This is a genomic window from Arthrobacter sp. P1_D12 (assembly GCF_056406175.1).
In genome coordinates this window covers 65,115-89,431 of record NZ_JBFUAR010000004.1, presented here as the reverse complement: position 1 = coordinate 89,431, position 24,317 = coordinate 65,115, and the positions used below count along the sequence as shown (strand labels likewise).

24 protein-coding genes are annotated in these 24,317 nt (G+C 68.6%); 7 read left to right on the top strand and 17 right to left on the bottom strand.

Features of this window, described 5'->3' with window-relative positions; translation table 11 throughout:
• Positions 1 to 8: 8 nt before the first annotated feature.
• Together AC1DZV_RS03970 and ssd are read right to left on the bottom strand one after the other, a co-directional pair.
• Positions 9 to 1,349, bottom strand: a complete 1,341-nt coding sequence (locus tag AC1DZV_RS03970; RefSeq protein WP_476953014.1) for a TadA family conjugal transfer-associated ATPase — start codon at positions 1,347 to 1,349, stop codon at positions 9 to 11.
• Positions 1,346 to 2,455 carry a septum site-determining protein Ssd gene (gene ssd / locus AC1DZV_RS03965; protein ID WP_476953013.1) on the bottom strand — a complete coding sequence of 370 codons (1,110 nt, stop codon included), beginning with the start codon at positions 2,453 to 2,455 and terminating at the stop codon, positions 1,346 to 1,348. Before ssd ends, AC1DZV_RS03970 begins: the two co-directional genes overlap by 4 nt.
• 134 nt (positions 2,456 to 2,589) lie before the next feature.
• Here ssd and AC1DZV_RS03960 point away from each other — a divergent pair, with 134 nt between their 5' ends.
• Both AC1DZV_RS03960 and AC1DZV_RS03955 read left to right on the top strand, forming a co-directional pair.
• Entirely contained in the window at positions 2,590 to 4,332 is a 1,743-nt protein-coding gene (locus AC1DZV_RS03960; protein WP_476953012.1) for a bifunctional 3'-5' exonuclease/DNA polymerase, read from the top strand.
• 143 nt (positions 4,333 to 4,475) lie between these two features.
• Positions 4,476 to 4,736 carry a YegP family protein gene (locus tag AC1DZV_RS03955; protein ID WP_052355126.1) on the top strand — a complete coding sequence of 87 codons (261 nt, stop codon included), beginning with the start codon at positions 4,476 to 4,478 and terminating at the stop codon, positions 4,734 to 4,736.
• Positions 4,737 to 4,821: 85 nt separating this feature from the next.
• Here AC1DZV_RS03955 and AC1DZV_RS03950 read toward each other — a convergent pair whose 3' ends face one another.
• The 3 genes from AC1DZV_RS03950 to AC1DZV_RS03940 all read right to left on the bottom strand — a co-directional run bounded on the left by AC1DZV_RS03950 (position 4,822) and on the right by AC1DZV_RS03940 (position 7,814).
• The gene (locus tag AC1DZV_RS03950) at positions 4,822 to 5,502 is read right to left on the bottom strand and encodes an NUDIX hydrolase (protein WP_079555481.1); all 681 of its coding nucleotides are present in this window, start codon (positions 5,500 to 5,502) and stop codon (positions 4,822 to 4,824) included.
• Entirely contained in the window at positions 5,499 to 6,269 is a 771-nt protein-coding gene (nth, locus tag AC1DZV_RS03945) for an endonuclease III (RefSeq protein WP_028278262.1), read from the bottom strand. The genes AC1DZV_RS03950 and nth overlap by 4 nt, the downstream gene beginning before the upstream one ends.
• A 96-nt stretch (positions 6,270 to 6,365) precedes the next feature.
• Complete coding sequence (locus AC1DZV_RS03940) at positions 6,366 to 7,814, bottom strand: hypothetical protein (RefSeq protein WP_476953011.1); 1,449 nt, start codon at positions 7,812 to 7,814, stop codon at positions 6,366 to 6,368.
• 431 nt (positions 7,815 to 8,245) lie between these two features.
• On the opposite strand from AC1DZV_RS03940, the gene acs reads away from it, so the two are divergent.
• Positions 8,246 to 10,276, top strand: a complete 2,031-nt coding sequence (gene acs, locus AC1DZV_RS03935; RefSeq protein ID WP_476953010.1) for an acetate--CoA ligase — start codon at positions 8,246 to 8,248, stop codon at positions 10,274 to 10,276.
• 103 nt (positions 10,277 to 10,379) lie between these two features.
• On the opposite strand, the gene AC1DZV_RS03930 is transcribed toward acs, so the two are convergent.
• Positions 10,380 to 10,967: an adenylate kinase gene (locus tag AC1DZV_RS03930; protein ID WP_476951691.1), complete on the bottom strand. Its 588-nt coding sequence runs from the start codon at positions 10,965 to 10,967 to the stop codon at positions 10,380 to 10,382.
• Positions 10,968 to 11,025: 58 nt separating this feature from the next.
• Positions 11,026 to 12,549, bottom strand: coding sequence for an acetaldehyde dehydrogenase ExaC (gene exaC / locus AC1DZV_RS03925; RefSeq protein WP_476953009.1), 1,524 nt, complete (start codon positions 12,547 to 12,549; stop codon positions 11,026 to 11,028).
• A 183-nt stretch (positions 12,550 to 12,732) separates the two neighbouring features.
• On the opposite strand from exaC, the gene AC1DZV_RS03920 reads away from it, so the two are divergent.
• On the top strand, positions 12,733 to 13,356 hold the full coding sequence (locus tag AC1DZV_RS03920) for a transmembrane-type terpene cyclase (RefSeq protein ID WP_476951603.1): 624 nt from the start codon (positions 12,733 to 12,735) through the stop codon (positions 13,354 to 13,356).
• Here the strand turns inward: AC1DZV_RS03920 and AC1DZV_RS03915 are convergent.
• The 3 genes from AC1DZV_RS03915 to gluQRS are packed head-to-tail and all read right to left on the bottom strand — an operon-like array spanning position 13,346 to position 15,987.
• On the bottom strand, positions 13,346 to 14,347 hold the full coding sequence (locus AC1DZV_RS03915; protein WP_476953008.1) for an NADP-dependent oxidoreductase: 1,002 nt from the start codon (positions 14,345 to 14,347) through the stop codon (positions 13,346 to 13,348). The genes AC1DZV_RS03920 and AC1DZV_RS03915 overlap by 11 nt on opposite strands.
• Positions 14,348 to 14,349: 2 nt before the next feature.
• Positions 14,350 to 15,030: an HD domain-containing protein gene (locus AC1DZV_RS03910; protein WP_476951605.1), complete on the bottom strand. Its 681-nt coding sequence runs from the start codon at positions 15,028 to 15,030 to the stop codon at positions 14,350 to 14,352.
• 9 nt (positions 15,031 to 15,039) lie between these two features.
• On the bottom strand, positions 15,040 to 15,987 hold the full coding sequence (gene gluQRS / locus AC1DZV_RS03905; RefSeq protein ID WP_476953007.1) for a tRNA glutamyl-Q(34) synthetase GluQRS: 948 nt from the start codon (positions 15,985 to 15,987) through the stop codon (positions 15,040 to 15,042).
• A gap of 333 nt (positions 15,988 to 16,320) precedes the next feature.
• Between gluQRS and AC1DZV_RS03900 the strand changes: the two genes are divergently transcribed.
• A complete protein-coding gene (locus AC1DZV_RS03900) occupies positions 16,321 to 16,779 on the top strand; it encodes an Lrp/AsnC family transcriptional regulator (RefSeq protein ID WP_176803545.1) in 459 nt (152 codons plus the stop codon).
• A gap of 13 nt (positions 16,780 to 16,792) precedes the next feature.
• Here AC1DZV_RS03900 and AC1DZV_RS03895 read toward each other — a convergent pair whose 3' ends face one another.
• Positions 16,793 to 17,248: an Lrp/AsnC family transcriptional regulator gene (locus tag AC1DZV_RS03895; RefSeq protein ID WP_079555658.1), complete on the bottom strand. Its 456-nt coding sequence runs from the start codon at positions 17,246 to 17,248 to the stop codon at positions 16,793 to 16,795.
• Between the two features lie 117 nt (positions 17,249 to 17,365).
• On the opposite strand from AC1DZV_RS03895, the gene AC1DZV_RS03890 reads away from it, so the two are divergent.
• Positions 17,366 to 18,025 carry a LysE family translocator gene (locus AC1DZV_RS03890; protein WP_476951607.1) on the top strand — a complete coding sequence of 220 codons (660 nt, stop codon included), beginning with the start codon at positions 17,366 to 17,368 and terminating at the stop codon, positions 18,023 to 18,025.
• A 21-nt stretch (positions 18,026 to 18,046) separates the two neighbouring features.
• Here the strand turns inward: AC1DZV_RS03890 and AC1DZV_RS03885 are convergent, their stop codons facing one another.
• The 6 genes from AC1DZV_RS03885 to AC1DZV_RS03860 all read right to left on the bottom strand — a co-directional run bounded on the left by AC1DZV_RS03885 (position 18,047) and on the right by AC1DZV_RS03860 (position 23,683).
• Complete coding sequence (locus AC1DZV_RS03885) at positions 18,047 to 18,403, bottom strand: nuclear transport factor 2 family protein (protein ID WP_476951608.1); 357 nt, start codon at positions 18,401 to 18,403, stop codon at positions 18,047 to 18,049.
• 81 nt (positions 18,404 to 18,484) lie between these two features.
• Positions 18,485 to 19,534, bottom strand: coding sequence for a hypothetical protein (locus tag AC1DZV_RS03880; RefSeq protein ID WP_476951609.1), 1,050 nt, complete (start codon positions 19,532 to 19,534; stop codon positions 18,485 to 18,487).
• Between the two features lie 33 nt (positions 19,535 to 19,567).
• A complete protein-coding gene (locus AC1DZV_RS03875) occupies positions 19,568 to 20,068 on the bottom strand; it encodes a DUF456 domain-containing protein (RefSeq protein ID WP_243178055.1) in 501 nt (166 codons plus the stop codon).
• 114 nt (positions 20,069 to 20,182) lie between these two features.
• Positions 20,183 to 21,376, bottom strand: coding sequence for an NAD(P)-dependent malic enzyme (locus AC1DZV_RS03870; RefSeq protein WP_476951692.1), 1,194 nt, complete (start codon positions 21,374 to 21,376; stop codon positions 20,183 to 20,185).
• Between the two features lie 302 nt (positions 21,377 to 21,678).
• Positions 21,679 to 22,236 (bottom strand): TetR/AcrR family transcriptional regulator, encoded by a 558-nt coding sequence (locus tag AC1DZV_RS03865; RefSeq protein ID WP_439954085.1) that lies wholly within the window; start codon positions 22,234 to 22,236, stop codon positions 21,679 to 21,681.
• Positions 22,237 to 22,417: 181 nt separating this feature from the next.
• The gene (locus AC1DZV_RS03860; RefSeq protein ID WP_476953006.1) at positions 22,418 to 23,683 is read right to left on the bottom strand and encodes an MFS transporter; all 1,266 of its coding nucleotides are present in this window, start codon (positions 23,681 to 23,683) and stop codon (positions 22,418 to 22,420) included.
• A gap of 154 nt (positions 23,684 to 23,837) precedes the next feature.
• Between AC1DZV_RS03860 and rraA the strand changes: the two genes are divergently transcribed.
• Entirely contained in the window at positions 23,838 to 24,314 is a 477-nt protein-coding gene (gene rraA, locus AC1DZV_RS03855) for a ribonuclease E activity regulator RraA (RefSeq protein ID WP_476951611.1), read from the top strand.
• The last annotated feature ends 3 nt before the right edge of the window (positions 24,315 to 24,317 follow it).

Below are 24,317 nucleotides of genomic sequence, written 5' to 3'. Positions count from 1 at the left end.
GAAGACCGTCATCGCCGCGTCCAGGGCTGGAGGGATTCGCGGCCGGAACCCGGCGGCCGTCCTTCCAGCGGGGCCGCCTGCAGTCCGGAGGGGTCCGCCCCGGCCAACCCGGGATCCAGGCCGAGACGGCGCGCCAGCAGCGGCCAGGCTCCGCCGAAGCGGAGCTGGCCCTGTTGGATCTCCAGTGCGGCGGCGACTACCAGGCCCGAGACTTGGACCTCCATGATTCCAACGCTCGCCACCTGGCGGCCCGATTCGGTCCGCTCGACGTGCACGACGACGTCGATCGCGCTGGCGACCTGCAGCCGTACGGCCTCCTGGCCCATGCCGGCGAGCGCGCCGAGGGCCGCCAGTCGGGCAGGCACAGCCGCCGCATCATTGGCGTGGATGGTCCCGCCGCCTCCGGTGTGTCCGGTGTTCATCGCCGAGAGCAGCTCGCGGACCTCGGCGCCGCGGCATTCGCCCACCACCAGCCGGTCCGGCCGCATCCTGAGGGCCTGGCGGACCAGTTCGCCCAAGTCGACGGCGCCACCTCCTTCCAGGTTTCCGTGCCGGGATTCCAGCGAGACGACGTGCGGGTGGACAGGATTCAGTTCTGCGGCGTCCTCAATCAGGACGAGTCTCTCCCCGGGGTGGCACAATCCCAGCAGCGTCGCCAGTAACGTGGTCTTCCCCGAACCGGTGGCCCCGCTGATGAGGAAGCTCAGCCTGGCCGCCACCATGCGTTCGAGCACGGACTGGACCAGGCTCCCGGGCGTCCCGGCCCCGAACATGCCGGCGCGCTTCAGCTCGGGCATGGAGAAGACCGCGGCCCGGCGGATCCGCACGCTCAGGAGCGTCCCGGCCGTGGAAATGGGCGGCAGCACCGCGTGCACCCGGTAGCCGCCGTCGAGCCGGACATCGACGCACGGCGAACCGTCATCCAGGCGGCGGCCACCGGCCGCCACCAGCCTCGCGGCGAGGGCCCGGATCTGCGGTTCCCCGGAAAAGACGACCGGAGCCTTTTCCAGACCGCGGCCGCGGTCCAACCAGACCGAGTCCGGCCCGTTGACAAAGATGTCTGTCACGGCGGGATCACGGGTGAGCGGTTGCAGGGGGCCCAGGCCGTTCAATTCCGCGCTGATGCTCTCCACTGCGGCCAGGGCGCCCGCCGTGCCGAGCAGCCGCCCGCTCGCCTGGACCGCAGCCGCGACCCTTGAGGGGGTCACCGGGGAGGCATCGGCCATGACGGACTCGCGCACGGACTCCAGCAGCGTCTGGTCGAGAAGTCCCTGCGAGCGGCGGCGGACCGGTGCCCGCCGGGCCGGACGTTCCGGTCCGGCCGGTTCTTCAGCCGCGTGGGCACTCATGAGTCGTCTCCGCCGTTCAGCTCAAGGAGTCCGGCCGCGAACCGGCGGACGGCGCGGTGCCGGCCGGTTTCGAGAAGGCGGCCGAGTTCCGTTGCCCCGGCCAGATCCTTGATGTCCGGCATGATGCCCTGAAGGACAAGCCCCACGGAGCCGGCGATCAGCGGCGCATCCAAGGCGGCGCCGCGACTGGCCCGGACCACGAGCGCGGTGTCCACGGGTGGAAGCTCCTGCAGCAGCCAGGCCGTGGCGACGGCGGCCCGGAGCCGGGCGGGCGCCACGACGATGATCCGGTCGCATTCGCCGGCGAAGGCCCGCAAAGCATCCCGTTCCCGGCCGATATCCAGCACCACCAATTCGCAGCCGCGGCGCGCGGCGTCAAGAACCGCGGCCACGGTGGTGGCGTCCACCCCGGCGGCTTTGTCACGGGTTCCCGGCCACGACAGGAAGGAGAATCCACCGGCGACCGGCAGCGACTCCTCCAGCTGGGCGGGGTCGATACTGCCGCTCACCCCGGCCAGATCCGGCCAGCGGAGCCCGTGGGTTTCCTCGGCGGCCAGCGCCAGTTCCAGGCCCCCGCCCCGGGGGTCGCCGTCGATCAGAAGAACCCGGATCCCGGCCCCGGCGGCGGCCTGCGCGATCCAGATGGCGGCGGTCGTGGCCCCGGCACCGCCGCAGCCGCCGGTGAGACCCAGCACCAGTCCGCCGGCTTCCGGGGCGCGGGACCGGCTCAGGTATTCCGCCAGCCAGGCGGCCGCGTCCGGCAACACCGCGACGCGTTCGGCCCCGATGGCGGCGGCCAGATGCCATAACCCTTCTCCGTCACCTTCGAGGCCGAGCATCACGGCAGGGGTCCTCTGCCGGGGTGGCAACCCGCGGATGTCGCTACCCACCAACACGGCGGCCGCGGCGTCCCAGAACGGCGCGGCCTCGGCAACGTCCTGCACCGTCCGCAGCTGGCCCCCGGCTGCTGCGACGATGCGTTCCACCTCGCTGCGCAGCACATCGGCGCCGGTTACCAGCAGGATTTCCGCGGAATCCCCGGGGGTCCAGGGCTCATGCGCCCGCGGTGGCGGTGAGCCTGGACCATGGTGCTGGTGCCTGTTCATGCTGCCACTGTGCCCGGGCCGGGACCGCAACGGAACCGCCGTCGTGGGCTATGTGAACAAGTCCGGCGTCTTTCCTGCACCGCGGCCGGGGACCGAGCACGGACCACGTCCCGGAGCAGGGCAGAATTGATCCTATGTATCTGCTGCTCGCTGCCCACGCCGACGGCGCGGCACTGCAGCACCTCACGGCCGATGGCGCCGCCGAACCCTCCAATCCGGAACCCCGCGTGGTCAGGCCCGGCGACCTCGCCGGATTAGTGCGCGAGCTTGAGGAACGGCACCCGCGCTGGATCTGGCACCGTACGCAGGACTGGTATCCCGCGTTGCTGCGCGCCGGGGTGGAACTCGAGCGCTGCTACGACCTCACCTTGTGCGGTTCGATCCTGGCCCACTCGGAGTTCACCGCCCACACCGGCTACGCGCAGGCGGCGGAGAAGCTGACCCAGGACGACGAGCTGCACCAGCCATCGCGGGGACTGCAGCCTCCTGCCCCGCCGCCGGAACAGGGGGCCCTGTTTGATGCCCCGGCCTCCGGCCACCGACCCGGCCAATCCCTTGAGGCTCTCCGGGCCGAGTACGCCGCGCAGCAGGAGGCCCTTCGCCAGGCGGGACCTGCGCCCGGAACCGCCTCCGGCACGGTCGTCGTCACTGACCCCGGCCGGCGCCAACGGCTCCAGCTGCTGCTCGCGGCCGAATCCGCCGGAGCCATGATCGCCGCCGAAATGCAGCACACCGGCGTCCCGTGGCGGGAGGAACTGCACGAGCAGATTCTCGCGGAGCACCTCGGACGTCGCCCGGCTCCCGGCCAGCGGCCGGCCAAACTCGAATCGCTCACGGCCGAACTGAGGCTGCTGCTGAAGTCGCCGGCGCTGAATCCGGACTCCCCGCAGGAGCTCATGCGCGCCCTGCACCGCAACGGCATCGAAGTGAAAACCACCCGCCAATGGGAGCTGAAAGAATCCAGCCACCCCGTGATCGTGCCGCTGCTGGCCTACAAGAAACTGGCCCGTCTCCACGCGGCAAACGGCTGGGCGTGGCTTGATACCTGGGTGAAGGACGGCAGGTTCCAGCCTGAGTACGTGGTGGGCGGCGTGGTCTCGGGCCGGTGGGCGTCGCGGGGCGGCGGGGCGCTGCAAATCCCGCGCCAGGTCCGCGGCGCGGTCCACGCCGATCCCGGCCACAAACTGATCGTTGCCGACGCCTCGCAGCTGGAACCGCGTGTGCTCGTGGCGCTGGCCCAGGATTCCAAAATGGCCGAGGCCGCCCGGGACAAGGACCTCTATGCCGGCATTGCCGCCCAAGGCTTCGGCGGCGACCGGGCGAAGGCGAAGGTGGCCCTCCTTGGGGCCATCTACGGGGCGACCACGGGCGAGTCCGGCCGGCTGATGCCCCAGCTGGCCCGCACCTACCCCCGCGCCGTGGGCTTCGTCGAACAGGCTGCCCGCGACGGCGAAGCCGGCAGGACCGTGACTTCGCGCCTAGGCCGGAGCAGCCCACCGCCGTCGGAGCGCTGGCTGCAGAGCCAGCACTCCACCACCGCTGAAGAACAGCGCCGGGCGGACTCGATCGCACGCTCGCGCGGCCGCTTCACCCGGAACTTTGTGGTCCAGGGCTCGGCCGCTGACTGGGCGGCATGCTGGCTCGCGGAACTGCGACGGAGGCTTCGCGCCATACGGGCGGAAGGCGCAGCCGCCGGCGAACTGGTGTTCTTCCTCCACGACGAGGTGATGGTGCACTGCCCCGAAATCGCAGTCCCAGATTGCATCAAGGCGATCGAGGACTCCGCTACTGCCGCCAAGGAGCTTTTGTTCGGCCGGATTCCGGTCGAATTTCCGGTCAGCGTGGCCGTCGTGGACTCGTACGACAACGCCAAATGAACGACCGAAGTCACCGCCTGTAACGTACCCGTCGGTAGCGTTGTGTGCGCTCCGTCACCGGGCTACCCTCGGAAAGGCCGGCGAAATTCCCGTACGATCCGCCGGCTATTGCAACGACGCAAGGAAATTGGGGAGGCAGCGGTTTGGCTGGCATTTTTGAGATCGCGCAGGCTGGCGACAAGGCATATTTCTTCAGGCTGACGGCAGCGGATGGCACAGTAGTGGCCGTGTCCCCGCTCTTCAGCTCCATCAAGAGCGCGGCGGCGGGCATCAACGCCGTGCGCGAGAACGCCGCGACCGGCCTGGTTGTGGATCGTTCCGGTGCTCACCGGCGGGTCGCCACCAGCAGGTCGGGAGGACGGGCGATGGCTCCCTTGGCGGGCAGCCCGGTGGCTGCCGGCTAGGTGGCCGCAACCCCGTTGCTGCCAGGCAGGCAGCCCGGTGGCTGCCAGCGAGCGGACCGGCCGGCAGGTCGGCGCCGTGCGGGCTTCACACATCAATCCCGTAGAGCCGCGCGCGGTCCCAGGGCACGGCCCAGCCCAGCTGTTCAAAAAGCTGGTTCAGGATCATCCCGGTAAAACCCCACACCACGACGCCGTTGACGGTGAAGGCTGGGCTCTGGAATGTCTGGCCGGCCCGGCTGACCGTGGCCATCACCCGGTTGTCCGGGTCCAGCAGGTCCCTGACCGGGACCCGGAACACCTGCGCGGATTCACCGTAGTCGACCACCCGGACCGGCGACTGGGCAGCCCACCAGGCCAGGACCGGTGTCACCAGGAAATTGCCCCGGGGCAGGGCCAGTTCAGGCATTACGCCGAGTACGTCCACCCCCGCAGGGTTCAGGCCAGTCTCCTCCTCCGCCTCGCGGAGGGCCGCGTCCACCACGGACTCACCCGGATCGATGCCGCCGCCGGGAAACGCCACCTGCCCGGGATGGTCCTCCAGCGTTTGGGCCCGCTGCAGGAGCAGCACGTCCAAATCGGCCGGAGCCAGCAACTTCTCCGACACCGCGGGGACGTTGTCCAGCGCACCAAAGAGCATCAGCACCGCTGCCCTACGGACCCGCTCCCCGGGTTCGACGGCGAGTTCCCGCCACCGCGGATCCGGGGCCGGCGCCGTGCCCGCCTCCACCGCGGCAACGAGGTCGACGAGGTCCTGGCGCGCGGTCACGGCTGTTTCCTCTGCGATTCCATCCGGATTTCCGCGGCGCGGTGCGTCTCGGCCAGCAGCCGGGCCAACAGTTGTTCCTGGCCCGGGGCGAGTTCGTACTTCAGCAGTTTCTTTGCCTTCTCCGGGTCGGTTTCCCCCATGCCGTAGCTGGGGCACCAATTGGCCACCGCGCAGGCGCCGCACGCCGGCTTGCGGGAATGGCAGACGCGGCGGCCGTGAAAGACGACGCGGTGCGAGAGCATGGTCCAGTCCTTCGGCTCGAACAGCTCAGCGACGTCCGACTCGATCCGGACCGGATCATCCGACTCGGTCCAGCCAAAGCGCCGGGCCAGCCGGCCGAAGTGGGTGTCCACCGTGATGCCCGGAATGCCGAAGGCATTGCCCAGCACGACGTTCGCGGTTTTCCGCCCGACGCCGGGCAGCGTCACCAGGTCCGCGAGCCGGCCCGGCACCTCGCCGTCGTACTCGTCCACCAGCCGGGTGCACAGCGCCAGGAGATTTCTGGCCTTGGCGCGAAAGAAGCCGGTGGGCTTGATAATGGCCTCCAGCTCGGCCGGATCCGCCTCCGCCATCCGCCGCGCATCCGGGTAGCGCGCGAACAGCAGGGGCGTGATCTGGTTGACCAGCACGTCCGTGGTCTGCGCGGACAGCACGGTGGCTATCACGAGTTCGAACGGCGTGCGGAAGTCCAGCTCCGCGTGGGCGTAGGGGTACTGCTCCGCGAGTTCCCGGTTGATCCGGCGCGCGCGGCGCTTGAGCGCCAGCATTGACTCCCGCGACGCCCGCGGCGCACCCGGCTTGGCGCTCCCCGGGATCGGGGTGCCGGGTACCGCGCTGCCGGATTCCGTGGTCACGGCGGCGGACTAACCGCGTTCGATGTTGCTGAGGTCCCGCAAAACGCCGAGCCGGCCGTCGGTGTGCTGGACCAGGAACTCGTTGCCGCGGTCCTCCAGGGCAAGGACCCAGCCGCCGGGTTCAATGACGAACGCCGGGGCACCGGTGCGCACATCGACGGCGGTGCGGGGCTGCGCGACGGCGAACCAGAAGGCCTCGTGCACGGGGTGGACATCGTCCTCCGCGGGCCGGCTGGCGGGATCAACGGTCGCGCCGATGGGTTCCTGCGGCCGGACCTGTTCCTGCGGCCGGACCTGGGGGTTGACTGTAGTGGGGGCACTGCCGCCGGTGGCGGCCGGCACGCCGGCGGCCTGGGTCTGTTCCGCGGCGGGAGCGGACTGTGCAGCGGCACCAGCGGCAGCGGCACCAGCGGCGGCACCGGCACCGGCACCGGCGGCAGGGACGCCGGCGGTCCGGGTCTTGTCCGCGGCGGGCGGAGCAGACTCCGGAGCCGGGGCCTGCGTCGGGGCCGTCGATGAATCAGTAGATGCCGGCGCAGCCGCGCCGGCGGCCGGCACAACGCCCGAGATCTGGGTCTCCGGTGCACCGGCCGCAGCGCTGGGGGCTGCCGCGGACGCCGCACCCGCCGAAGATGCCCCGCCAGGGGTCCCGGCAGGTGTGGTTGCCGCCTGGCTGCCGGTGGCCGGACGCTTGGCCCACCCCGCGGCCGCGCCGGAAGCAGCCTCCCCGGAATTGACCGGGCCGGACGCAACCGGGCCGGATGCGGCCGCCAGAGAGCCGCCCGCCCCGGCTGCACCCGCACCCGCAGCGTCCTTGGTCAATTTGGATTCCTTCGGTTGCTTCGGTTGCTTCGGCGCCTTCGGTGCCCGGGGCTTTCGCACCGGGACAACAGCTTCGCGGGCAACCACGTGGGCAGACGCGTCCTCCCGGCCCAGGAAGTCGCCGGCAAAGAACGGGATCCAGCGGCCCAGCACCGTGGCGGCGAAGAGCCCCAAAGCGCCCAGGAGCGCGATCAACATGCTCGGCACGAACGCCCCGGCGGCGGCGAGGAAAAAGAAGGCCAGCGTGAAGGACGCTACAACGGACGCGAACTGGTCGATCGACAGGGATCCGATCCGGATCTTGGTCGACGGGCTGAGGTGGCGGGCCACAAACAACGCGGTGACAATGAGCGGCAGAACGATGCCCAGGCCCAGGAAGAAGAGGCTGCCCAGGTTCCAGAGGTTATAGGCGAAGGCAAACATCGGAATCAGTGAGGCGATGAAAAGAAGCAGCGTGGAGCCGAAAACGGTGAGGTCACGGATGGTGAACGGGCCGAGGACGGCTTCGTTCTTCTTCCCGGTCTTTTTGTCCACCGTGAAGCGTGGCGCGTCCCCGAACCCGGCGGGCCCCGGCTGCGCCGTTCCACCCTGGTTCTGGGCGGGCGCCCGGAGCTGCCCGTTGTCTTGCTCGTTCATTCCGTATCTCCTTAGCATGGCGGCACCCTGGACAGCGCCGTCTAACGGCAGGCAAGGACAGGACCGCAAGCGGTCCGGTCGCCTCCATCGGATGTCACAACTTCATCTCAGCCTAGCCAAGTGAATGGCCGATCACTAGCTGACAAGCCGAGGGCGGACGCAGCAGAATTCCCCAGATTTCCGAATCCCGGACGCTTGCCCCGGCCCGCCGTCCGGCGCCCGGGACAGACCACTCGGCGCTTAACGAACACCGCTCACGGAGCTGTTTGTGACGGGGCGCACGTTTGGTCGGACCCAAGTATTAGTGTTGATGCCAGACAGCGCTAGCGGCACTGCCGCCGTCTGCCGCCGCCCGACGTCGCGCAAGCGGCCCGGCGCGACGGTGACGGGCACGGCCGCGCAGCCCGGATCGATGAATGATGAGGTTCACCATGTCCCAGCAGACACCCGGCTCCATGGCCACGCAGATGCCCCAGGGCGAYGCSTTCGAAAACCTGTCGCAGGAGAACCGCCGTTTCGCGCCGTCCGCCGAGTTCGCCGCGAACGCAGTGGTCGCCGCCGCCGATTACGCCGAGGCCGACGCCGACCGTCCCGCCTTCTGGGCGAAGCAGGCCCGGGAGCTGCTGAGCTGGTCCAGGGACTTCACCCAGGCGCTGGACTGGTCCGACCCGCCGTTCGCTAAGTGGTTCGTCGGCGGCGAGGTCAACGCGGCCTACAACGCCCTGGACCGGCACGTCGAGGCCGGCAACGGGGACCGGGTGGCCATCTACTTCGAGGGCGAGCCCGGCGACACCCGCACCTATACCTACGCGCAGCTGACCGAGGAGGTGAAGAAGGCCGCGAACGCGTTCGAGTCCCTCGGCGTGGCCAAGGGCGACCGGGTGGCCGTGTACCTGCCCATGATTCCCGAGGCCGTCATCACCCTGCTGGCCTGCGCCCGGATCGGCGCGATCCACTCCGTGGTCTTCGGCGGCTTCTCCGCCGAAGCCCTGCGCTCCCGGATCGACGACGCCGAGGCCAAGCTCGTGGTCACGGCCGACGGCACGTACCGCCGCGGCAAGCCCAGCGCGCTCAAGCCCGCCGTCGACGACGCGTTGTCCCACGAGGGTGACGGCACCGGACACACCGTGCAGAACGTCGTGGTGGTCAAGCGCAACGGCCAGGCCGTGGACTGGCACGAGGGCCGGGACCACTGGTGGGCGGACACCGTCGGCGCCGCGTCCGCCGAGCATACCGCCGTCGGGCACGACTCCGAACACCCGCTCTTCATCCTTTACACCTCCGGCACGACGGGCAAGCCCAAGGGCATCCTGCACACCACCGGCGGCTACCTCACCCAGGGCGCCTACACGCACAAGGCGGTCTTTGACCTCCACCCGGAGACCGACGTCTACTGGTGCACCGCCGACGTCGGCTGGATCACCGGGCAYTCCTAYGTCGCCTAYGCCCCGCTGATCAACGGCGCCACCCAGGTCATGTATGAGGGCACSCCGGATTCCCCGCACCAGGGCCGCTGGTGGGAAATCGTGGAGAAGTACAAGGTCTCCATCCTCTACACCGCCCCCACCGCGATCCGCACCTTCATGAAGTGGGGCAAGGACATCCCGGCCAAGTCCGACCTCTCCTCGATCCGGGTCCTCGGTTCCGTCGGCGAACCCATCAACCCCGAAGCCTGGATGTGGTACCGCGAGGTCATCGGCGCCAACGCCGGCAAGAACGGCGAACGGAAGCAGAACCCCGCGCCGATCGTGGACACCTGGTGGCAGACCGAGACCGGGGCGCAGATGATCGCCCCGCTGCCCGGCGTCACGGCCACCAAGCCCGGCTCGGCCCAGGTCGCGCTGCCGGGCATCGCCGCGGACGTCGTGGACGAACTCGGCGAATCCGTACCCAACGGCCACGGCGGCTTCCTGGTGATCCGYGAACCGTGGCCTGCGATGCTGCGCGGGATCTGGGGCGACCCGGAGCGGTTCAAGGACACGTACTGGTCCCGCTTCGAAACCATGTACTTCGCCGGCGACGGCGCCAAGAAGGACGAGGACGGCGACTTCTGGCTGCTGGGCCGGGTCGATGACGTGATGAATATTTCCGGCCACCGCCTCTCCACCGCCGAAATCGAGTCCGCCCTCGTCTCCCACCCCGCGGTCGCGGAAGCCGCCGTCGTCGGAGCCGCGGACGAGACCACCGGCCAGGCCGTCGTCGCCTTCGTAATCCTSCGCGCCGACGCCACGGACTCCGGCGACGCGACCGTCCAGGAACTCCGCAACCACGTGGCCAGGGAAATCGGCCCGATCGCCAAGCCCAAGATCATCCTCGTGGTCCCSGAACTGCCCAARACCCGGTCCGGCAAAATCATGCGCCGCCTGCTCAAGGACGTCGCCGAAGGCCGCGAAGTTGGCGACGCGACCACCCTGGCRGACAACACGGTCATGGCCCAGATCGCCCAGTCACTGAAGAAATAGCCGGCTCGTTCCGATAGGGGTTCGTCGGCAGTGTTTGACTGGCCTGTTTGTCCGGCGGCGGCGCCGCCCACCGTGGTGGGCCGCGCCGCCGTCGTCGTCAGTGCTAGCGTCCGCTCACGACGGAGGTCTGAACGGGATGTTCCAGGCTCCGTATCACCCTGTTTGTGACGTCGTCGATCCCGCCCAAGCCGTCAACTTGGGCCAGTATGCCGCGCTCGGCATACTTCGCCACCACAGCTTCCGTCTGCCCGTGGTACAGGTCCAGCCGGTGGCGGATCACGGCCTCGTTGTCGTCGCTCCGCCCGGTTTCCTTGGCACGGTGCAGGAGACGGGAGACCAGTTCCTCGTCGTCGGCAGTCAACTGCAGGACGACGTCAAGAACCTGGTCTCCGGCCGCCAGAATGTCGTCCAGCTCGTCAACCTGGCATGTGGTGCGCGGGTAGCCGTCCAGCAGGAAGCCTGACGTGGCGTCTTCCTGCAGCAGCCTGTCCCGCACCATCTTGTTGGTCACGCTGTCCGGGACGAAGTCGCCGTTGTCGATGTACTGCTTTGCTTCCAGCCCCAGCGGCGTTCCGCCTTTGACGTTGGCTCGGAAGATGTCGCCGGTAGAGATCGCAACGACGCCGAGGCGCTCGGAAATCCGTTCCGCCTGGGTGCCTTTGCCGGATCCGGGCGGGCCAATAATCAACATTCTCGTCATTTGTGAGTCCTTCGTGGTGCCGTCGTTGAAAGGGGTGCGTCAAGGGCCTTTAGAAGAAGCCGAGCTTGTTCTCTGAGTGGCTGACCAGCAGGTTCTTGGTCTGCTGGTAGTGGTCCAGCATCATGGCGTGGTTCTCGCGGCCGATGCCGGAGGACTTGTACCCGCCGAACGCGGCACCGGCGGGGTAGGCGTGGTAGTTGTTGACCCACACTCGGCCGGCCTGGATCTCACGGCCGGCGCGGTAGGCGACGTTTCCGTTGCGGGACCAGACGCCGGCGCCGAGGCCGTAGAGGGTGTCGTTGGCGATACTGATGGCGTCGTTGTAGTCGTTGAACCGCGCCACCGACACGACAGGACCGAAGATTTCCTCCTGGAAAATCCGCATCTTGTTGTTGCCCTCGAAGATGGTCGGCTGGACGTAGAAGCCACCGGCCAGGTCTCCGTCGAGCTGTGCCTGGTTCCCGCCGGCGAGGATCCTGGCGCCCTCCTGGAGCCCGATGTCGATGTAGGACAGGATCTTCTCCATCTGGCCTACAGACGCCTGGGCACCGATCTGGGTGGTGGTGTCCAGCGGGTTGCCCTGGATGATCTGCTGCGTGCGGGCCACGGCGTCGGCCATGAAGGAATCGTAGATGTCTTCCTGGACCAGGGCGCGCGACGGGCTGCTGCAGACTTCGCCCTGGTTGAAGGCATACAGGGTGAAGCCCTCGAGGGCCTTGTCGTAGAACGCGTCATTGGTGTCGGCGACGTCGTTGAAGAAGATGTTCGGGCTCTTGCCGCCGAGCTCCAGCGTGACCGGGATCAGGTTGGCGCTGGCGTACTGGCTGATCAGCCGTCCGGTGGAGGTTTCGCCGGTGAAGGCGATCTTGCGGATACGCGGGCTGGAGGCCAGCGGCTTGCCGACCTCCGAGCCGAAGCCGTTGACGATGTTCAGCAGGCCGGCGGGCAGCAGGTCCGCGATGAGCTCGGCCAGCACCAGGATGGAGGCCGGGGTATTAGACGCGGGCTTGAGGACGACGGCATTGCCGGCGGCCAGGGCCGGAGCCATTTTCCAGACCGCCATGAGAATGGGGAAGTTCCAGGGAATGATCTGGCCCACGACGCCGAGCGGCTCGTGGAAGTGGTGGGCCGTAGTGTCCTCGTCGAGCTGGGACAGCCTGCCCTCCTGGGCCCGGATGGCGGAGGCGAAGTAGCGGAAGTGGTCCGCCGCGAGCGGGATGTCCGCGTTGAGGGTTTCGCGGATCGGCTTGCCGTTGTCCCAGGATTCGGCGACGGCGAGCATCTCCAGGTTCGCATCGATGCGGTCGGCGATCTTGTTCAGGACGGCGGCGCGCTCGGTGGCCGAGGCCTTGCCCCAGGAGGGTGCGGCTTTATGGGCGGCATCAAGCGCCAGCTCAACGTCGGCGGCTGCGCCTCGGGCCACCTCAGTGAATTGCTTGCCGTTCACCGGGGAGACGTTCTCGATGTACTGGCCGGTAGCAGGAGCCACCCATTCGCCGCCGATCCAGTTCTCGTAGCGGTCCTTAAACTGGACCTTGGATCCTTCTTTGCCGGGCTGGACATAAACAGTCATGGTTACTCCTCATGGGAAACAGACGTCTTCGTCCTGGCCGCAAGCCTAGAACTTCAAAGGTTGCGGCCACGCTGCAACGGGGCCGTCTGCTGCTCCCTGACCTTCCGCTGAGCGGCCTCTGCCAGCCATCGATATGCTCGCTGTGTCGGCACAAATTGACGCCTGTGCATGCGAGGAGGGACCGTGATCCTGTTTCTGACGGTCGTGAGCGGCCTGGCCTGGACCGTGGTCTACGTCGATGCCATCCGGATCGGCTTCAAGGACCGGAGCTACGCGATCCCGGCCGCCGCGCTAGCCCTGAATTTCGCCTGGGAGGCCATCTACGCCACGCGCTCCATCGCGACCGGAATCACCACCCAGGGGGTCTTCAATATCGCGTGGGGACTGGCCGACGTCGTGATTGTGTACACCTTCCTGAACTTCGGCCGCTCCGAGCTGCCGGCCTGGGTGACGCGGCGGCTGTTCATCGGCTGGGCGCTCCTGCTGGGCGTCACGTCCTTCGCGGTCCAGCTGCTGTTCGTCGTCCAGTTCGGCTGGGACGACGCGGCCCGCTACGCGGCGTTCCTGCAGAACCTGCTGATGTCCGGGTTGTTCATCGCCATGTTCGCCGCCCGGGCCGGCACCCGCGGCCAGACCCTGCTGATCGCCGTGGCCAAATGGATCGGCACCCTCGCGCCCACGATCGCGCTGGGCTGGTACGGCAACTCGCCCCTGATCCTGGGCGTGGGGGTGCTCTGCAGCGTCTTTGACCTGGTCTACATCGGCCTGCTGTGGCGGGCCCGGCAGCCAGGAGCCGCTAGAGGGTGACGACGATCTTGCCCTTGGCGTGGCCCTGTTCGAGCGCGGCAAAGGCTCCCCCAATTTCCGCGAACGGGTAGGTGCGGTCCATGACCGGCTGCACGTGGCCGGCGTCGACGAGGGCCGCCAGGGTGCGCAAATCATCCCCGCTGGGGTGCATGAACAGGTAACGGTAGATGGCTTTCGCCTTGCGGGCGCGGCGGCGCATGCCCGTGCTCATCAGCCAGAACGCGGCGGTGATCACCGGCGGCGAGCCCAGGTCTTTCGTCGCGGTGAGCGGCTCGGGAACGCCGGCGATGGATACCACCCTGCCGCCGGGCCGAAGAATGCGGAAGGAATCCCTGAGGGTCACGCCACCGACCAGGTCCAGGACCGCGTCGAACCCGTGCAGTACCCTGGAGAAGTCATCCCGGTTGTAGTCGATGACGGCGTCCGCCCCCAGCCGGCGCACCAGCGCCTCGCCGCGGGCCGACGCCGTGGTGGTGACCTGGGCGCCGAGATACTTGGCGAGCTGGATGGCGAGTGTTCCCACCCCGCCGGCGCCGCCGGAGATGAAGAGCCAGGTGCCGCGGCCCACGGCAAGTTCATCGCGGAGGGCCTGCAGCGCAGTGAGCCCGGCCAGCGGCAGTCCTGCGGCCTCGGCGAATCCGAGCGACGCCGGCATGGCCGCCACTAATTCCTGCTGCACGCACACCTGCTCGGCGAAGGCTCCAAGCCTGGCCTTGTCCACCCGGGCGTAGACGCGGTCGCCGATGGAAAAGCGGTTGGGCCCGGGTCCGATTGCGTCGACCGTCCCGGCGAGTTCACAGCCGGCAACGATCGGCAGTCGGACATGGCTGATGGGCCGCAGCGCGCCCCGGCGGAACTTGAAGTCCACCGGGTTCAGCCCGGCCGCGGCGACCTTGATCCGGACGTCGCCCGGGCCTGGCTGGGGATCCGGAACATCCCGGAGTTCCATGGCGTCCGGGCCGCCGTAGCGTGTGAGGACGTAGGCCCGCATGCTCAGTCCCGTGCGGACCCGGTGTCGCCGGCCGGAGCATCGCCCGGCGCAGCTTCCGCGTCTGCTGCTACGGTCGTTGCCGCGTCTGCTGTCGGGGCGTCGTAGGAGAGGAATTCGTAGTCCGTGTCGTCCGCCTCATCGAGCATGTCGTCGAGTTCGTTCAACAGCCAGGGATTGATCCGGGCCAGGATTTTCCGGGTTTCCTCGACAGGAACGGCGGCGTAGAGCACCGGGCGGGCATCGTCGTAGCGGGTGACCGGGGGCTTGTCCGGCCACTTTTCGGCCAGCGCCTTGACCCGTTCGGGCAGCGAATTGTGCGCGTTGTCGGCAATCTTCACGAGCGTGGCGTCGTGGTCCTCGGCGATGTACCGGATGCCGGCCTGGTAGTCGTCCGGATTCTCATGCAGGCGCTTCGTGACCCGTTCGATGATGTCCGCGGCACGCTCGGAGACCCCCATGTCCAACAGCGCCTGCCGCGTCATCGGGGTGTCCTCGGCGATGTCGTGGAGGTACCCGGCGATCCGGATGTCGTCGTCGAAGTCTGCCAGGGCGTCCCCGACGGCGAGCACATGCTCCCGGTACGGCCGCTTGAGCTTGTCCTTCTGGCGGTTGTGGGCCACCTCGGCCAGGACCTTGGCTGTCTCGACAGTGAAGCGGGGCTGGGGGTGTGCGGACTCGGTCATGAATCCAGCCTACGCGCCGCGGCTGTCCGTCCCTGCCCGGAGGCCGGTTCCCGGATGCGCCCCCTTGTGCGCTCCCGGCACCCCGGGCCACACCCAGGGCTCGCGGGGCAGGGCGGCCGGGTCGAAGGCGGTGAGGACATCGTCGAGGCGGCCCGGCGGGAGGCCAAGGGAGTCCAGCAAAGTGTCCCGGACCTGGTCCGCGCCCACCCCGGCCAACGCCAGGTCGGCGAGCGTGACGGCGCCGTCGCGCTTGGCCAGCCTGGCACCGTTGGCGTTCAGTACCAGCGGCACATGCGCATATTCCGGAATAGGCATATTGAGAAGCGACGCCAAATATGCCTGCCGCGGCGTGGACGGCAGCAGGTCATCGCCGCGGACCACCTGGTCGATGCCCTGCGCGGCGTCGTCCACCACCACGGCCAGGTTGTAGGCGGTCACGCCGTCGTTGCGCCGGAGCACGAAGTCGTCGACCACCCCGGTGTAACTGCCGTGGAGCACGTCCCACACCGTCACCTCAGCCACGGTGGAGCGGAGCCGGACAGCCGGCGGCCGGGTGGCCCGCTTGGCCTCGCGCTCGGCACCGCTGAGGTTCCGGCACGTTCCCGGGTAGGCGCCCAGCGGAGCGTGCGGTGCCGAGGGGGCCTCCTGGATTTCGCGGCGGGTACAGAAGCACTCATACGTCAGGCCGGCCGCCGTCAGCTCCGCGATCGCCCCGTCATACAGGTGCTCACGCTCCGTCTGGCGCACGACGCCGCCGTCCCAGCTCACGCCGATCGCCGCCAGGTCGCGGAGTTGCTCGGCCTCGGCGCCGGCCCGGGCACGGTCCAGGTCCTCCACCCGCAGCAGGAACCGCCGCCCCCCGGACCGGGCGAACAGCCACGCCAGGATGGCCGTCCGGAGGTTGCCCACATGCAGTTCGCCGGAGGGACTGGGGGCGAAGCGGCCAGCTGAGGTCATGTGACTAGCCTATGTGGAGCAGCACAAGAGCCCCTCAGCTACCGATGACTTCGGGAAATCCGACGTCGGTGGCTCAGGGGCTCTTGCCGCGAGTGCGTTGTGCGGAAAGACGATGCGTGAACAAGAGTCAATCAGCGGCTGGTTCCTTGCGGGAGCCTCGTCCGGGGTCCGGGTGGTGTGCCGGGATGTCCGTAGCCTTCGGGATCGTGGCGGTGGCCTCGTCCCCTTGTTGTCACCATTTGAGCAGAAGCCCTACAGTTGGTGCAACGGACCGGCCCCAGAGTGGTCAATCTGATCAACCACAGCCCGGGCCGCGAACAGGAAGTGGTCATTTTGCAGGAGCTCGATGCGACGGACCGGCGGATCCTCGCCGCGCTGGACGAAGATCCCCGCGTGCCGGTCATGGTGCTGGCGCAAAAGCTGGGCCTGGCCCGCGGCACCGTCCAGTCCCGCCTGGAGCGGATGTCGGCGTCGGGCGCGCTCCGGCCGAACAGCAGCCGGGTGCTGCCGTCCGCCTTGGGCCGCGGCGTGGCGGCCGCGGTCAGCGCGGAACTGGACCAGAGCCACCTCAACGAGGCAATCGCCGCCCTGCGCAACATCCCGGAAGTGCTCGAATGCCATGCCCCGGCCGGCGATACCGATCTCCTGATCCGGGTGGTGGCCAAGAGCCCGGACGATCTCTACCGCGTGTCCGAGGAAATCCGGCTGTGTCCCGGAATCGTCCGGACCTCAACGAGCATGTTCCTGCGCGAGGTCATTCCCTACCGGACCACGGGACTGCTCGGCGCCTGAGCAGGCGGCCGCTTTAGACCGGCGGCCCGGCGTTGGCCTTCAGGTTCTTCATGACCAGCGTTGACGTCAGGCGCTCGACGCCGGGCAACGAGGTCAGTTCACTGTCGTAGAAACGCTGGTAGGAGGGCAGGTCCTCCGCGATGACCTTGAGCAGGTAGTCCGGCGACCCGAAGAGCCGCTGGGCCTCGACGATGTTGGGATTGCCGGCCACCCGGCTCTCGAAGATCTCCATGGTGGAACGGTCCACCTGGCGCAGGGTCACGAACACGATCGCCTCGAAACCGAGCCCCACCGCGGCCGGATCAATATCCGCCCGGTAGCCCCGGATGATCCCGGCGGCCTCCAGATCCCGCAGCCGGCGATGGCACGGAGCCACGGTCAACCCCACCTTGGCCGCCAGGGCCGTGGCAGTCATCCGGCCGTCCGATTTGAGGTAACGCAAAATACTTCTGTCAATGGCGTCAATCACGCAATTATGTTACCCAATAGCGGTGATTCACCAGTAAATAAGCGAGCACTTCGCGGCCGAATTTGCCTAGAGTTTTTCTTGTACCCGCCACGGGGTGCCGCACTCCTGGAGCCCGCCATGAACCCCCAGCTTTTCCTCGCCTTCCTGGTTGTCGCCGTCGCCCTGGCATGCACCCCCGGCGTCGACTGGGCCTATTCGATCGCGGCCGGGCTCCGGCAGCGCAGCTTCGCGCCCGCCGTCGCCGGGCTCTGCGGTGGCTACGCCCTCCACACGGCGCTGCTGGTGCTGGGACTGGCGGCACTGCTGGCCGGGATGCCCGGCGTGCTGGGCTGGCTGACGGCGGCGGGCGCCCTCTACCTGCTGTGGCTGGGCTTCAGCACCCTGCGGTCCTGGCGCGGGGCCAGCTTCAGCACCGGCACCGCTGCTCCCGGAGCCGCCACACCCGCGAGCCAGTTCCGGGTTTTCCTTCAAGGCATGGGCATCAGTGGGATCAATCCCAAGGGCCTGCTGTTCTTCGTGGCCCTGGTGCCGCAGTTCGTCAGCCCTGACGCCGCGTGGCCGGTTCCGGTCCAGTCGGGTCTGCTCGGGCTGACCTTCATCCTGCTCGTGGGCGTCATCTACAGCTGTGTGGCACTCCTGGCGCGGAAACTGCTGCAGGCCAGGCCGGGCGCAGCGCGCCAAGTGACGCTGGCCAGCGGGATCATCATGCTGGCCCTGGGCGCCTTGCTGCTCGGCGAGCAGATCGTGCCCGCTGTCAGCGCCATGACGCGCGGGTGAGGGCGCGAATCCGCCTAGGGGCTACTTGCGCTGCATGTACCACTCGGTGAAGGACGACGCGCGGCCGTCCGCGGTCAGTTGGATGACCCACAGGTTGTCATAGCTCCGGCTGTTGCCGCGGTACGTCGTAAGGCCCTGCACAAACGCCCGGCCGCCGTCGACCCCCAGCAGCTTCCACTCAAACATCCAGTCATCCGGCTCATCACGCCCGGCAAGCCAGTGCTCCACGATATCGTCCCGGCCCCGCCACGGTTCGGCTTCCTGGGGGTTGGTCGCATAGATGGCGTCCTCGGTAAACAGCGCCCGGATGTCCTCCGGATCGTTCGTCGTCCACGCTGTGATGTAGTGCTGCATCCAGCGCTCCACCGCATCTCTCATGCCTCGTTTGTACTCCGCACCCCAGGGGGCCGCAAGAGTAGTAGATACGTGGATTTGGCCGCGATCGGGCGTGGAAGCCCGTCAGTCGTCGTCAGCGCGCCCGTATTCGCGGTCCCAGAGTTCGTGCATTTCGGCGTCTTTGCGAATGGCTTTCACGGCCTCCAGCTGTGCAGGTTTGTGGCGCTGCCAGTCCCGGCCGCCGAGGGTCTTGCGGCCCGCCTCGAGGAGGAGCAGGGCGGTGTCCGTCAGCGCGTCGCTGCGGAGGGTGAAATCAGTCTTCCGGCGCCGCAGGACTTCCTGCAGGGCCGAACGGGAAGCGGTGTAGGCGCCGAGCCTGCGCAGCGACCGGGCACGCACCAGCAGCAGCGCCGCGGACAGATCGTCCGCGTTCAGCAGGCCCTCGGTCTCTGCCACCACGTCGACGTCGCGTCCCAGCTCGGCCTCCAGCGAACAGCGCGCCAGGGCGAGCGGCAACGACGGCGGCAGGCCGGCCAGCGCCGCCAGAGCCGCCTCCGTCTGGCCCGTCTCGCGCAGGGAATGGGACAGCGCCAGGAACACGGCCTCCTCGGAGAAGAGCACCGGAACCTCAATCCGCTCGGCCACCTCCACCCTGGTGACCACGCCGGCCAGGTACTCGCCGGCGTAGCGGTTGGCGTCCTCGTCGTTCCGCAATCTCAGGCCGTGCTGCAGGAGTTCGGACGCGCGCAGGTGCCCGCCATGGGCGTACGCCAGCAGCCCGGCCATGAGGTAGCACACCCCCGCCCAGCCGGGGTAGGAGCGGGCCAGGGTTATCAGGCGGTCAGGGTCGGTGCTGCCGAAGACGGCGGAGTGCACGGCTTTCATCCTCTTGGCCGAGGTCCGGCCCCCCACCCTGCCCAGCCGCGGCACCCCGCCTTCGGCGGCCAGCGTCCCGGGTGCCCGGCCCGCCATGAGTCCGGCCACCGCGCCGCCCACTGTGCCGGCCAGGCCGCGGACGGGCGTCCGGACCACTACCTTGCGGAACGGCGTCAAGTCGCGGGTGTCCGTGTACGGCCTGCGCTGGCCGTCGGGACGTTCGCCGTCAGCAAGCTGGCCAGGGGGAATGCGGCCGTCGGGAATGTGGGGGGCGGATTCGCCAAGTCCGGCGCTCATTCCCCCATGGTAATAGGCTCCGGCAGGCCGCTGCTAGGCCGCCGAGGCCACCCAGAGCCCGATCACCCAGGTGCTCGCGGCGAGGCACGCGAGGCCGAATTCCACGATCATGCCCAGGCCCGTGGCCTTCAGCGCGGCCCAGCTCGAGGCCACTGCTGTGCCGAACACGCGGGTCCGCTGCAGCTCGCTGAGCAGGAGCCCGGCGGCGAAGCCCACAAAGAGCCCCACCACGGGGATCACGAACATGCCGGCCACGCCCAGCACGAGGCCCACCACCACGGAACGGCTCGGGATGCTGTGCTCCTTGAGCTTCCGGCCGGTCAGGACGGTGCTGGCGGCCATGCCGGCCAGAACGAAAAGCATACCGATCCCGAAGACCACCCAACCGGTGGTCCCGGCGCCGCCCCACAGGGCCCAGGCAAGCAGGCTCGCCCCGATCAGGATGCTGCCGGGCAGAACGGGAATGATCGTCCCGGCAACGCCCACCACGATGGCGAGGCCGCAGAGCACTGTCACGACAATCTCGGGGTTCATCGCACCAGTCTATGGCCGGGCCCGGACGCTACCAGGAACGACAGCGGCGACGCTCCCCCTCAGGGAAGCGCCGCCGTCGTCGTCCGGTGTCGGATGATTTCTGACGCGGTCCGGCTACTCGGCGGCCACCGCCGCGGCGACTGCCGCGGAGACAGCCGGGGCCACGCGCGGATCCAGCGGGCTGGGCACGATGTAGTCCGTGGAAAGGTCATCCTCGGCCAGTTCCGCGATGGCCCGGGCCGCGGCGAGCTTCATGGCCGGCGTGATCCGGCGGGCGCCGGCGTCGAGGGCGCCGCGGAAGATGCCGGGGAAGGCCAGGACATTGTTGATCTGGTTCGGGAAGTCGCTGCGTCCGGTGGCGACGACGGCCGCGTACTTGGTCGCGACCTCCGGCAGGACTTCCGGGTCCGGGTTCGACAGGGCGAACACGATCGAGCTGTGGTTCATCAGCTTGAGGTGCTCCTCGTCCAGCTTCGAAGAGGAGACCCCGACGAACACGTCGGCGCCGAGCAGCGCCTCCCCCGGGCCGCCTGTCACGCCACGCGGGTTGCTGCGGGCGGCGAGCTGGGCCTTCTTGCTGGCCGGATCGGCGGCGATGTCCGCGCGGTCCTTGTTGATGGTGCCGCGGGAGTCCAGGAGGACGACGTCGCCGATCCCGGCCGTCAGCAGGATTTCGGCGACCGCGATCCCGGCGGCCCCGGCGCCGGAGACCACCACACGCAGGCTGTCGAGGGTCCGGCCGGTCACCTTGGCGGCGTTGGTCAGGGCGGCGAGGACCACGACGGCGGTGCCGTGCTGGTCATCGTGCATGACCGGGCAGTCCAACGCCTCGATGAGTTTCTCCTCGAGTTCGAAGCAGCGCGGCGCGGCGATGTCCTCAAGGTTGACCGCGCCGAAACTGGGGCGCAGCCGGACAAGAGTCTCGATGATTTCGTCGACGTCGGTGGTGTTGAGGACCAGCGGGATGGAGTCGAGTTCGCCAAAGGCCTTGAACAGCGCGGACTTGCCCTCCATCACGGGCAGCGAGGCGCTGGCGCCGATGTTGCCCAGCCCCAGCACGGCCGTGCCGTCGCTGACCACCACCACGAGGCGCTGTGCCCACGTGAGCGTCTTGGCGAGCTCCGGGTTGGCGTGGATGGCGCGGCTGACCTGGGCGACACCGGGGGTGTAGGCGATGGAGAGGTCGCGCTTGCTGGCAAGCGGGACGGTGCTGGAAATCGACAGCTTGCCGCCCTCGTGGGATGCGAAGATTTCCTCGTCGCTGAGCACGGCTACTGCCTCAGCCGGGGAGGTGGAATCGGCGGGAATGATCGTTTCAGTGGACACGTCGTTGTCTCCTGGGGCTCACCGTGGGCACACGGCTCATGGAAGCTCAAGCAAGGATGCTCAAGTTGGTCTGGCAGGGGCGGCGGCGACCAGAGGTGGCGGTCGCCGGTGTTTCCCCGAATTGCCGGCGTCAGCCGGCTCCGGTCCAGCAATGGTAAACAGGACATCGCACCCGTTACGCCCGCCGGGAGCGTTACCGCCCCTTGGTGAAACGTTTCTTCACCAGAATATGTGATCCGGATCACACGCGTGAGGGCACATTCCGGACCGCTGGTCTAGACCAGTTACGCGGCCTGCGGGGCCCGCTGCAGGAGGGAACAGGCCTTCTTCAGGTCCTCCTCCGCTTCGAAGAGGGACAGCCGGCGGCAGCGGACGGCCTGGACCAGGCCCGTAACCGTCAGCAGCAGGACCCGGGCCACGGCCGGGTCGCCGCACGCCGCAGTCACTGCCTTCTCGGCCGTCGCATCGATCTCGCGCAGCAGCCGCGTTGTGTCGTTGTCCTTGACGTAGACCGCCCGGTTGAGGGACTGCTCCACGGCGGGCTGCATCAGGCGCATGTGGAAGATCTCCATCACCACTCCCGCGAGGGCCTGGGCCGCGACCTTGCCGGCCGCCGGCGAGCTCCCCGCGAGCAGTTCGCCCAGTTGCTTGCGGTACAGCGCCAGGACCAGCTGGGTGGCCGACGGGAAGTAGCGGTACAGCGTCCCCAGTGGCACGTCCGCCTTGGCTGCCACCTCGGACAGGACCACGGAGTCCAGGCCCTTGCGGGCAAACCCCGCGGCGACATCGAGGATCCGCACGTAACGGAGCCGCTGCCGGGGCAGAGTGGGTGGAGGGGCCATCGGTGGAAGATCTGAGTGAAAATCAGGCATCAGCAGCGTTCCGGGGGTCGTTTTTCTCGGCAGCCGGGCGCGGTCCGCCCACCGCGCTGCCGCGGCAATTGCCGTCCACTATACGCCACGAATCCGGGGGCCCGGCGAGTAGACCGGGGCGCCGAAGCCCCCCGTACGGAACGCGGGCGGCTCAGTCCACGCCCTTGATCTTCACCACGAACACGGCCCCCAGAAGCCCAATTACGGCGGCCGCCACGTACAGCGCCACATAGCCGCCCCAGAAGGCAACAAAGGGGTACGCGATCAGCGGGGCGAGCACTTGCGGCAGCGAGTTGGCAATGTTGATGACGCCAAGATCCCTGCCCCGGTTCAGGGCCGTGGGCAGCACCTGGGTAATGAGGGCAAAGTCCACCGCCAGATAGCAGCCGAAGCCGATGCCGAGCACGGACGCGCCGATCAGCGCACCCGGCCAGGTGGGGGCGAAGGCAAGAATGAGGGAGGCTGCGGCGATCACGGCGGAAGAGATGATGACCAGCGGCTTCCGGCGGCCCAGGCGGTCGCTCAGCCGGCCGCCGACCACGCTGGTGATGATCACCATGACCGTATACAGGCCCGTGAGGATCAGGACGCCAAACTCGGGCTCGATACCCTGGGTTTCGCGGACGCGGACGGCGTCGTTGAGGAAGAACAGCAGGTAGAGGGTGACCATATGGTTGCCGATGTTCACCAGGAGCCGCGTCAGCCAGGCCCAGGCAAAGTCCGGATGGCGGGCCGGGGAAATCCAAAAACCCCGCACAAAGCCGCCCAGGCTGAACGGCGGACGGGCCTGCGCAGGCAGCGGGACGTCGTCGTTCTTGAAGTAATAGAGCACGACGCCGGCGAGCAGCGCCACCGCGCAGACAACATACCCCGCGGCGAAGTTTCCGGCGACGGCGGCGGCGATCACCGCCCCTGCCAGGATTCCCGCTGTCTGGCCCATGGCGGCAAGGCCGCCGACCATGCCGCGCTGGGGTACCGGCACGCGGTCCGGGATGGCCGCCGTGATGGCCGCATAGGCGCCGTTGCAGCCGGCCTGGACCAGGCACCAGAGCAGCGTCATTGCGGCAACGCCCGGAGCGCCGGCCAGCGCGATCAGGGCCGCGGCACCCAGGACGGCACCGAAGAGCACCCACGGCACCCGCCGCCCCCGGCGCGCGGTGGTCCGGTCGCTGAAGGCGCCGAAGAGGGGGTTGGCCACCAGGGACACGGCCGCCCCCGCGCCCGTCACGAGGGCGAGGATGGCTTCCTTGTCCGGTTCGCTGAAGGCTGCCGCCTGTTGGCCGAGGAGCACCTGGAGCGGGCCGAAGAATGCCGCGTTGATGCCGACGTTGACCAGCACCACCCCTGCCGTCCAGACAGGCCGGACGCGGCGTTCGGGTTCGGCGAGCGCCGGCGCGGTGGTATCGGACATGCTCATGGCTCCCCCTGGAACTGATGATCAGGCATATGTATCAGTGCGCAGCCAGACTACCGGGACTCGGCAGATCTGGGTGCAATGTGCGAGTCTCGGTCATGAAACACGCTGCCAACCCGCTCTGCCACGCCATCCGGTTAACACGCAAGGAGTCACTGTGAACGCTTCCGCCCTGAATACTGCAGACCTTTACGACGAGCGCGGCGGGGAGCTGGAATCCGTGTCGGTGCAGTTCCAGTCCCTGGGCGGGCACACGCACTTCAGCGGACCGGTCCGGACCATTCGCTGCTTTGAGGACAACGCGCTGGTCAAGACCGTGCTGGCCACTCCCGGCAACGGCTCCGTCCTGGTGGTCGACGGCGCCGGTTCCCTCCGCACGGCACTGATGGGGGACATGATCGCGGCGAGCGCCGTCGCGAACGGCTGGGCCGGCGTCGTCATCAACGGTGCCATCCGGGACCGGCTCGCCATCGCGGGGCTGCCGCTCGGGGTCAAGGCACTGGGCAGCAACCCGCGCAAGAGCGCCAAGGACGGCGCCGGGGCAATCGACGTGCCCCTGGAGATCGACGGCGTGGCCATCCGCCCCGGCGTGATGATCTGGTGCGATCCGGACGGGATCCTGGTCGAACGGTAAGGA

Excerpts from the sequence above, each read along its gene's own strand:
- AC1DZV_RS03970 (WP_476953014.1), bottom strand. The coding sequence starts at position 1,349 with ATGAGTGCCCACGCGGCTGAAGAACCGGCCGGACCGGAACGTCCGGCC.
- ssd (WP_476953013.1), bottom strand. The coding sequence starts at position 2,455 with ATGAACAGGCACCAGCACCATGGTCCAGGCTCACCGCCACCGCGGGCG.
- AC1DZV_RS03960 (WP_476953012.1), top strand. The coding sequence starts at position 2,590 with ATGTATCTGCTGCTCGCTGCCCACGCCGACGGCGCGGCACTGCAGCAC.
- nth (WP_028278262.1), bottom strand. The coding sequence starts at position 6,269 with ATGCTGGCGCTCAAGCGCCGCGCGCGCCGGATCAACCGGGAACTCGCG.
- AC1DZV_RS03940 (WP_476953011.1), bottom strand. The coding sequence starts at position 7,814 with ATGAACGAGCAAGACAACGGGCAGCTCCGGGCGCCCGCCCAGAACCAG.
- AC1DZV_RS03930 (WP_476951691.1), bottom strand. The coding sequence starts at position 10,967 with ATGTTGATTATTGGCCCGCCCGGATCCGGCAAAGGCACCCAGGCGGAA.
- exaC (WP_476953009.1), bottom strand. The coding sequence starts at position 12,549 with ATGACTGTTTATGTCCAGCCCGGCAAAGAAGGATCCAAGGTCCAGTTT.
- AC1DZV_RS03915 (WP_476953008.1), bottom strand. The coding sequence starts at position 14,347 with ATGCGGGCCTACGTCCTCACACGCTACGGCGGCCCGGACGCCATGGAA.
- AC1DZV_RS03910 (WP_476951605.1), bottom strand. The coding sequence starts at position 15,030 with ATGACCGAGTCCGCACACCCCCAGCCCCGCTTCACTGTCGAGACAGCC.
- gluQRS (WP_476953007.1), bottom strand. The coding sequence starts at position 15,987 with ATGACCTCAGCTGGCCGCTTCGCCCCCAGTCCCTCCGGCGAACTGCAT.
- AC1DZV_RS03890 (WP_476951607.1), top strand. The coding sequence starts at position 17,366 with ATGAACCCCCAGCTTTTCCTCGCCTTCCTGGTTGTCGCCGTCGCCCTG.
- AC1DZV_RS03885 (WP_476951608.1), bottom strand. The coding sequence starts at position 18,403 with ATGAGAGATGCGGTGGAGCGCTGGATGCAGCACTACATCACAGCGTGG.
- AC1DZV_RS03880 (WP_476951609.1), bottom strand. The coding sequence starts at position 19,534 with ATGAGCGCCGGACTTGGCGAATCCGCCCCCCACATTCCCGACGGCCGC.
- AC1DZV_RS03875 (WP_243178055.1), bottom strand. The coding sequence starts at position 20,068 with ATGAACCCCGAGATTGTCGTGACAGTGCTCTGCGGCCTCGCCATCGTG.
- AC1DZV_RS03865 (WP_439954085.1), bottom strand. The coding sequence starts at position 22,236 with ATGGCCCCTCCACCCACTCTGCCCCGGCAGCGGCTCCGTTACGTGCGG.
- AC1DZV_RS03860 (WP_476953006.1), bottom strand. The coding sequence starts at position 23,683 with ATGAGCATGTCCGATACCACCGCGCCGGCGCTCGCCGAACCCGAACGC.